The 6,882-nt window shown below is 26.3% G+C and carries 5 protein-coding genes and 1 other annotated feature; of the genes, 4 read left to right on the top strand and 1 reads right to left on the bottom strand.

The window, feature by feature from the left end:
- The first annotated feature begins 375 nt into the window (after window positions 1–375).
- The 4 genes from Q3287_RS19155 to Q3287_RS19140 all read left to right on the top strand — a co-directional run bounded on the left by Q3287_RS19155 (window position 376) and on the right by Q3287_RS19140 (window position 5,242).
- Window positions 376–570: a DUF3787 domain-containing protein gene (locus Q3287_RS19155; protein ID WP_021385202.1), complete on the top strand. Its 195-nt coding sequence runs from the start codon at window positions 376–378 to the stop codon at window positions 568–570.
- Between the two features lie 201 nt (window positions 571–771).
- Window positions 772–1,006: a binding site (T-box leader), on the top strand.
- Window positions 1,007–1,084: 78 nt separating this feature from the next.
- Window positions 1,085–2,482: an asparagine--tRNA ligase gene (gene asnS, locus Q3287_RS19150; RefSeq protein ID WP_054276991.1), complete on the top strand. Its 1,398-nt coding sequence runs from the start codon at window positions 1,085–1,087 to the stop codon at window positions 2,480–2,482.
- 176 nt (window positions 2,483–2,658) lie between these two features.
- Entirely contained in the window at window positions 2,659–3,120 is a 462-nt protein-coding gene (locus tag Q3287_RS19145) for a hypothetical protein (protein ID WP_407964660.1), read from the top strand.
- Window positions 3,121–3,298: 178 nt separating this feature from the next.
- Complete coding sequence (locus Q3287_RS19140; RefSeq protein WP_407964659.1) at window positions 3,299–5,242, top strand: YARHG domain-containing protein; 1,944 nt, start codon at window positions 3,299–3,301, stop codon at window positions 5,240–5,242.
- Between the two features lie 223 nt (window positions 5,243–5,465).
- Here Q3287_RS19140 and Q3287_RS19135 read toward each other — a convergent pair whose 3' ends face one another.
- On the bottom strand, window positions 5,466–6,641 hold the full coding sequence (locus tag Q3287_RS19135) for a GGDEF domain-containing protein (RefSeq protein ID WP_054276989.1): 1,176 nt from the start codon (window positions 6,639–6,641) through the stop codon (window positions 5,466–5,468).
- Between the last annotated feature and the right edge of the window lie 241 nt (window positions 6,642–6,882).

The following is a 6,882-nucleotide window of genomic DNA, read 5'->3' as shown; positions in this document are numbered from 1 at the left end:
CAATACTGATGTGTTAATACCATATCTTTGCATTTCTAGGACTTATCAACGTATCAAGGCTCATTCGGTAGTAGTAAATTAGTAGTAAAATGGCTTTGTTAGTCCTGTATATATGCGGATAGGTACTGTGTTCTAGGGAATAATCAGATTTTTAGTATGTTTTTTATATTAAAAAATAGTACCAAAAATTAATATTAAAATAAAAAGGTAGTCGTATATTTTGTAATATGAAATAAAAATTTTGGATAAAAATAGGAATGAATTAGGTATTAAAAATGTATATTATTTATTTAAAAATCATTATAATCTCAACTTATGAATTTAATTTGAAAAATTGCTAAAACTATTACAAAATAAATAATAGAGGTGATAGTTTTGGAAAATAAGAAAGCAAGAGCATTAAAAGGCAAAGATAATAAAAGACTTAGAAGTCCACTTTTAGTTGGAAATGAGTCAACAGCAGCATGGGCTGATGTTGAAAAATTAAAACCTCATAGTAAAGTTTCAATACCTTCACTTAATAGTGTTGAGGAAGCAAAAGATTGGGTTGACAATGGAAGTAAGTTATAAAAATTGTAAGATTCAATGATAAAAATAAGTATTTATTGTAATTTTGTAGAGTAGTATTGGCTTGTAGACTTATATCTAGTTTGATGAACAATGTGCTACTCTACTTTTTTTATAAATAGCAATCAGTATCAATTTCATAAATTTATTGACTAAAAATTTATAAATTGGTATAATTTTGTTAATTAGCGGAAATAATAAAAGATAAATACTGTGAAGAGAAGAGTAGATATAAAATGTAGTTTTAGCGAGTTGAGGACGGTGAGAGCTCAATACGAGGTTTATATTGAAGAACATCTTGGAGTTTCTAATCGAAAGCTTGTTTAGCAAGTAGACTTAGACGGAAGGCACCGTTATAGGCTTTAAGCATTGCTTAACTAAGAGGTCATTTATGACAATTAGGGTGGTACCGCGAGAGTAATAGTCTTTCGTCCCTTTATATAAGGGATGAAGGGCTTTTTTTTATTGAAATTATATTTATAAGAAATTAATAATAATTATACTAGGAGGATTTAAAATGCAAAAGGAATTTATAACAGTAAAAGAATTGTACAGAGACAAAGAGCAGTACATAGGAAAAACTGTAAAAGTAGCTGGATGGATAAGAACATCTAGAGTATCTAAGAACTTTGGATTTATAGAGTTAAATGATGGAAGCTTTTTTAAGAATATGCAAATAGTATTTGATGAGAAAGTAGAAAATTTTAAAGAAATAGGAAAATTAGCAATAAGCTCATCTATACTTGTGGAAGGTGAATTGGTATCTACAGAAGGAGCTAAACAACCTGTAGAGATACATGCAAAAAGTATAGTTGTAGAAGGGGAATCAGATAGTTCATATCCGCTACAAAAGAAAAGACATACACTTGAATACTTAAGAACAATAGCACATTTAAGACCAAGAAGTAATACTTTCTCAGCTGTATTTAGAGTAAGATCAATAGCTGCATATGCTATACACAAGTTTTTCCAAGAAAGAAACTTTGTATATGCACATTCTCCAATCATAACAGGTAGTGACTGTGAAGGTGCAGGAGAAATGTTTAGAATAACAACTATGGATTTAAATGATATTCCAAAAACTGAAGATGGAAAAATAGACTATACTCAAGATTTCTTTGGAAAAGAAGCAAATTTAACAGTTAGTGGACAATTAAATGCTGAAATAATGGCACTTTCTTTTAGAAATGTTTATACTTTTGGACCTACATTTAGAGCTGAAAACTCTTACACAGGAAGACATGCCTCAGAGTTCTGGATGATAGAACCAGAAATAGTTTTTGCAGACCTTGAAGATAACATGGAACTTGCAGAAGATATGATAAAATATGTTATAAGTTATGTTTTAGAAAATGCTCCTGAAGAAATGGAATTCTTTAATAGTTTTATAGATAAAGGATTATTAGAAAGATTAAATAAGATAGTAAACTCTGAATTTGTTAGAATAACATACACTAAAGCAGTAGAGTTATTAATTGAATCAGGTCATGAATTTGAGTATCCAGTTGAATGGGGATGTGACCTTCAAACTGAGCATGAAAGATATATAACAGAGCAAATATACAACTGTCCAGTATTTGTAACTGATTATCCAAAAGATATAAAAGCATTCTATATGAGAATGAATGAAGATGGTAAAACTGTTAGAGCAATGGATTTATTAGTTCCTGGTGTTGGAGAAATAGTTGGGGGTTCTCAAAGAGAAGAAAGAGAAGACGTTTTATTAGATAGAATTCATGAAATGGGATTAAGAGAAGAAGATTACTGGTGGTATTTAGAGCTTAGAAAATTTGGTACTGCTACTCACTCTGGATTTGGTCTTGGATTTGAAAGAATAATTATGTATATGACAGGTATGTCTAATATAAGAGACGTTATACCTTTCCCAAGAACTCCTAAGAATGCTGAATTCTAATAATTATAAATTATAGTAAAATTATATAATTTTAAGCATAAAAATAGTAAATAACTTGTATATTATCTAGTTTGGATATATGCAAGTTATTTTTATTGTACTTGTAAACATATGATTTAATTAATTTTATTTTGCAATACAATATAAGTATAAAGTATTCAAGTTAGGAGAGGAATATGATGTGTGAATTTTGTTTTATTGAATTTAATGTTGATAATATTGAAGTATTTAAGAGGATTGAGAATTTATTTTCATATATAGCAAGTATAAAAAATGATTGTGTACAAGTTAATGATTTGGAATATTATATTTTAGAAAGAGTGGAAGATTTTTATTATAGAGAAGAATTAGATTATTTTTGGTGGCCAACAGAAGAAGAAAATAAACTGTTTTGGGAGAAATATAAACAGTTAGATGAAGAAAAAAGACAAGAGTATTTGAAATCTGTTCCATGGGATTTTGAAACTGTATTTTCTGAAATTGGTATAGGTGATTATACAATAGAAGGTTGTAAAATGATTGAAGAAAAAACTTCAAAACTTTATTTTAATCCTATAGGATATCCTTATGGAGGAAATGAAGTACTTCAAGAAGCATTAAAGGCTTTTGGAGTAGTTATAGTTAATGTGATAGGATAACGTTTGTTGTGATATACTATAAACTATAAAGTGATTTTAGATAATTATGGAAAAGATATAAATGAATTTGTAGGCTAGCTTTATATTACAAATATATAAGGCTATAGTATGAAAATGTGTAAAATGTTAAATATAAAAAATATTTATTACATTATCTATTATATGAGGGGGAGTAAGAATGTCTAAGAAATGGTTATTTATGGTTTTAAGTTTGGTACTTATATGCACAGGTTGTACAAAAAATAATTCTAAAAATAGTCAGGATAAAAGAGATAATTCTCTTATACTATTAAAAAGAGATGAGGATAATTCTGATGGTATGACAGATGTATATATAAAGACACAAGGTAAGGATGAAGAAAAAATAGCATCAGATATACCTATAGATACAAAGAGAGATTATATAAATGGGGAGCAATCTATATTAATTCAGGATAAAGAGAATAATTTGTATAAATACAATTTAAAAAAAGAAAAGGAAAAATTAGCATCAGACTTAATTTCTAGTGAACTTAACTCATATGAATTTATTCTTTCTTCAAAGACTATGGCATATATATCATCAGAAAATTCTTTGTATGTAAAGTATGATGGGAAAGACAAAGAAAAAATAGCCAATGATGTTGTATTATATAAGATATCTCAAGATGGAAAGTATATATATTATGTTAATACAGATGAAGAGTTATATCTATATAAAGAAAATGAAGATAAAGAAAAAATATCAACAGATATAAAAAATTTTGATATTATAAACAATAAAGGCGATGTGATATTTATAAATAATGATGATAATTTATACTTAAAAAGCTTAGATAAAAATGATAAAGTTAAGATTAGTTCGGATGTATCAAATTTATGGGGAGTAAAATCTGATGATGAAGATATTATGTATATAAGTGAGTATAATTATAAAGACTTAAAAGGAGAATTGTATTCATATAAAAATGGAAAAAGTGAAAAAATAGCATCAGATGTTAGGTCTTATAGATATAGAAATAATAAATTTTACTTTATAAATAGTGATGATGAATTATATGAAAAAGAAGTAGGAAAAGACGAATCTAAGAAAATAAAATCTGATATTGATTATATAAGTTTAATTAATGATGGTATTGTATTTATAAATTCTGATGGTGACATATATATCAAGAAAGATAATAAAGAAGAAGAAAAAATAGGAAATGACATGAAAGAAAATTCTAATCTATCTATTATTAATAATGATAAATTACTTTATATTAAATCAAGTGGTGAATTATTTTTAGATAAAGAGAAGATAGCAAGTGATGTGATTGGTTATTCCTTTAATTCAGAGAACATAGTATATTCTAGCAAGAATAAGGAAGTACATTTTTATAATATGAAGACTAAGAAAGATAAAGTTGAAATGAGTAATATACAAAAGTACTCAGAGATTTATTTAGAAAATGAATTGATTTATTCTAAAAATCTAGAGCCAAAAGATTTAAGTGGTTTTTGGAAGGCTGATGAGTATAATATATTTGAGTTTGAAGAACCTGATAAAATAAAACTTTATACTAAAAACCAAGAAGAAGGTAATTATACGATTAAATATGAAGTAGAAAGTTCAGATAGCAATAGTATGGTATTAAAAAGTAAGGATAGTTCATCAAATAAAAAACTGTCTGTAACTAGATATAATAGTAATGAAATTTCATTAGAAGCTGACAAAGTAAGTGGTACACTTAACAAAATTTCCAAAGAAGAAGCTGATAAATTTATCAAAAGCATAAATAATAAAACAAGTGATGAGAGTGATAAAGAAAAAAATAATACCAAGAACAGTAAAAGTGATTCAAATTCAGATTCTAACTCAAAAAGTAAAGAAGTAAGTTATGATGATGATTATATTATATATGATAGTGATTCAAGAGTTTTGACTAGAGAAGAACTCGAGGGTTATAGCAAAGGAGAGTTAGCCTATATAAGAAATGAAATATTTGCAAGATATGGGTATGTGTTTAAAGAAGAGCCATATAAGAGTTATTTTAGTAATAAATCATGGTATCAGCCAGATTATGATATAGGAGCTGATACAGATGTGTTAAATTCTATAGAAAAGCAAAATGTTTCGTTGATTAAAGAAATGGAAAATTAGATAATAATATATTTGAAAATATAACTTAGATTTAATGGTATAGCGTATAAATATTAAAATTCAAAATAATTAATATTCAGAAAATAATAAACCTATAAGTGAGACTTAAGTTTAAAGGTCTAATTTATAGGTTTATTTAATAGTGTTTACTTACTATAAATATAAAAAAATTTTTCCTGAAAAATTTAAGCATGAAGGATTAATACTTTTATTTATATATTTTTTAATAAAATTCCACACAATTACGTCCTTCTTCTTTTGCAGTATATAGAGCTTTATCACAGTAACTTATAAATTCTTCTAATGTTATTTTTTCTTCAATTTTCTTTGTATAAACTCCAATACTAACAGTTACACATTTTGAAGGAACATCATCACGTTCAAAATGGCAATTTTCTATAATTTTTCGTAAACATTCTGATTTAAGTTTAGCATCTTCTTCATCACAGTTGAAAATACATATAAAAAATTCCTCGCCACCATATCGTATAGCATGTGCATTTTCAGAATTTGTAAAATCTAAAATTACTTTAGCGATACTTTGCAAGCAATAATCTCCTTTTTGATGTCCATAGGTATCATTAAATTGCTTGAAGTAATCGATATCTAGCATCATTCCAGTTATAGGTACTTGATTTGCATAGCTGATTAATTTTTTTTGTAGAATATCTTCAAGGTATCTACGATTATTCATTTTAGTTAGTTCATCTATCATGACTTTATGATTAAGTAAATTATTTATATGATATATTTCCTCATATTGTTGGCGAATTAGAAGTTTGTCATAATAAGTAAATACACGACTTCTATATAGCATTGTAGAAACAAAAATAGCAAGTGATGTTATAAAAAAAGTATTAACAATATTACTAAATTCATTACCTGGTATAGTTTGAATTCCAGGTAAGAAAAAGTTAAGAAATAAAAAGCATCCACCAAAAACTATTATTGATTCTCCGAATTTTAATACTGAAAAAGCCGCAGCTGCTAACATAATGTAACTAAATACACTTAAGTCATTTCCACCTAATTGGTCGAGTAGAGTAATTACACATCCCCATAGGCAGAAAAAAGATACATAAATTACCCATAAGTTTATATAAAAAGTGCAATACTCCTTTTTTTTATTCCAAAGATAAGAAAATACAAACATAAAGATTGAAGATACAGAAAACAGTGTTATGTACATACAAAAATACCATTGACGTCTTGGAGTGGCAAAAGGGCCACCTTCTCTAGCTGATATTGATATAATCATAATTATTTGGGATATTATTATTATTATACAAATGATTTTCCCTGTATGATAAAGATAATTGCAAAGTTCTTTTTCAACGTTTTCTTTATGTTCTTTGTCTAGAGGAAATCCAAAAAATTTTTTTAATTTTTCTAAGTTCATATAAGCCTCCATTAAAAATAAAACATAAAAATAAGTATCCCTTTTCTTTTCTTAGATACTTGGAATACTTTATTAATAACTTAATTATATCAAAATATATTATGTGTAACAATCTAAAATTGTGTTATATTGTATTTATTAATTAATATTAAATGAATTTTTCAATTAGTATTTTATTATAATTAAGTTTTGTATTTATATAAAAGAGCAGATTAACTGCTCTTTATATATTTTTTTTATG

Origin of the sequence: Clostridioides sp. GD02404 (genome assembly GCF_045898275.1) — a bacterium.
In the GTDB taxonomy this organism is placed as follows: Bacteria; Bacillota; Clostridia; order Peptostreptococcales; family Peptostreptococcaceae; genus Clostridioides; species Clostridioides difficile_A.
The sequence above is the reverse complement of the archived record's forward strand: the minus strand, read 5'-3'. Positions and strand labels throughout refer to the sequence as shown.